The 2,554-nt window shown below is 62.9% G+C and carries 2 protein-coding genes; both read right to left on the reverse strand.

Features of this window, described 5'->3' with window-relative positions; translation table 11 throughout:
* Positions 1 to 1,208: transaldolase family protein (locus AC16XC_RS07870; RefSeq protein WP_484034098.1), on the reverse strand; the 1,208-nt coding region annotated here is incomplete at its 3' end.
* Positions 1,209 to 1,211: 3 nt separating this feature from the next.
* Positions 1,212 to 2,554: acetate--CoA ligase family protein (locus AC16XC_RS07875; protein ID WP_484034099.1), on the reverse strand; the 1,343-nt coding region annotated here is incomplete at its 5' end.

Consider the following 2,554-nt stretch of genomic DNA (forward strand, 5'->3'; position numbering starts at 1 on the left):
AGCGTCATCCGCACGAAATCGACCGTCTGGCGGGTCGCCGCGGCAAATTCGCTCGCGGTGGCGATGAACGAGCCGTAGCGGCTGAATTCCTCGGGCTTCATGCCTTCGAATTCATAGGCCTGGCGGAAGCTCGGCAGCTTCAACAGCTTTTCGAGGCTCTTCCTGTTCGGCTCGCGTTCGATCGCCTTCGGGTCGAATTCGCCGAGTTCCTCCTCGACCTCCATCAGCCCGAGGATGTAGCTCGGCGGGCAGGTATAGACCATGTCGGACCCCGCGAAATCCTGGATGTGGCGGCTCACAATGTTGCCGTAATCGTCCTTCTCGACCCGCATCGAACATTGCAGCATTTTCGATGGGTGGCCGATTTCCTTGCCCTGCCAATAGGCGCGCTTGAGCACGGCTTCCTCGCCATCGCGGATTTCCATCAGCGACAGGTCGATCCCGCGCGCATCGGCTTCCTTCTTCCAGTCGCCGAGCTGGCCCAGCCGCGACGACATGTGGGTGATGACCGAGCGCCATCTGGAAAGGTCGACGCCCGCGGCCTTGGCCCGCAGCAGGCCCGCGCTCACCGCGGCCCGGCAGCGCGTGTACTGGGCAACGGTGAAGCTGGTGGTGTTGTTGGTCGAAATGCCGCGTGCGGTCAGTTCCTCGAGAACTTCATAGCCCTCCTTCGAGCCCGGCAGCTTGACCATCACATTCTCGCCCTGGGCGGCGATCGACAGGCCCTGTTCGAGCATCCGATCGCCGTCGGTGACGAAGCGCGGATCGACCTGGCCCGAAAGCCAGGCATATTTTCCGCCGGATTTTGCGAACACCGGGTGGATCGCCGAAGCGCCCTTCTTCACCAGGTCGAGATACATCGCCCAATAGACGCCTTCGACATCCATGCCGGGATTGTCGCGCGCGATCTTCTTGATCTCGGCGGCCCACAATTCGGGCGCGAGCTTGATCGCCTGCAGGCTGAGCGGCGGGTTGGTGGTGACCCCGCGAAAGCCCATCGTGCCGTGATCGTGGATGGTCCCGTTGTCATACAGCCGGGTCAGCTGCTCGTTCCACTCTGCAGCCTTGGCGGCGGGCGCCTTGTCCAGCGATTCCGCCTTCCAGCTCGGATAGATCAGCGGCGAGGAATCCCACCAGATCTCGCAATCCGGATTGGTGTCCGCGAGCTTTTCGAGGACGTTCTTGGTCTTGGTCAGGGTCTCGGTCATGTCTCAGTTTTCTACCAGCATCAGGGCGTCGAGGGCGACAACGCCTTCTCCCTTGGGATGGATTATTACGGGATTCAGGTCGATTTCGCGAATCTGGGGGTTGCCTACCATGATCCGGCCCATTTCGACCACCAGCTTTGCCAGCGCGTCAACATCGAGCGCGGGCGAGCCGCGATAGCCGGTAAGGAGCTTGGCCTGCTTCAATCCCAGCAGCCTGGCCACGACCTGCTCCTCGGACAAGTCCGGCGTCACCAGCACCACATCCTTGAGGATTTCGGCGGTCACCCCGCCGAACCCGACCAGCACCACCGGGCCCCATTCGGGATCGCCCTTGGCGCCGACGATCATTTCCATGCCCATCCTGCCCATCTTTTCGACCAGCACGCCATCGAGCGCGATCGAGGGATCGTAGGCCGCAACATTGGCATACATCCTGTCGAACGCCGCACGGACATCGTCGGCGTTCTTGAGGTTGAGCAGCACCGCCCCGGCATCGCTCTTGTGGCCGAGCGCGGCGGCCTGGCCCTTGATCACCACCGGGTAGCCGATCGCTTCGGCAGCGGCGACGGCATCGTCGGCACTTGCTGCAAACTTGCCTTCGGGGAAGCTGATCCCAAGCGGAGCGAGCAATTCCTTGGCCTTGTATTCGGGGACGACGCCATGGACCGCGTCGAGGCCCGGCACCGCGATCGACGGCTTCGAATGGTCGCCGAGTTCGCGCTTCGAGAGATCGGCCAGCCGCGCGATCGCGCGATAGGCGCGTTCGGTCGACGGGAACCAGGGAATCCCGACCTTGCGCAGCCCTTCGATATAGTCCTGCGGGATCGTTGCCCCCTCATCGACGCCGGCGAATACCAGCGGCTTGGGGAAGGTCCCGTCTTCCAGCACCTTGATGATATGCGGCAGCTTGATCCCGCTGGTGATCGGGTCGGTCTGGATGATCGAGGCAACCACAGATCCGATCCGGTCGTCTTCCATCATCGCGGTCAGGACCTTGGTGTAGATTTCGGGCTCCGACAGGCCCAGCGCAGTGATGTCGGTCGGGTTCGAAACCGGCACGAAATCGGGCAGGATCTCGCGCAATTTCGGGCTGTTCTCATCGTTGAGGTCGATCAGGTCGAGCCCGATATCCTCGGCGATGTCGAAGGCGAGGCCGCGCAGCGCGCCGCTTTCGCCCAGCACCGCCATATTGGCGCCGGGAAGGTCCGGGCAGCGCAGTGCGATTTCGGTGATGTCGCCCAGTTCCTCGAGCGTGTCGGCAAAGATCACGCCCTCGCGGCCAAGCTTGGCCTTCATCAGCGCATAATCGCCCGCCATCGCCCCGGTGTGGGTGGCGGCGCTTTCCT

The organism is Candidatus Andeanibacterium sp., assembly GCF_057143545.1.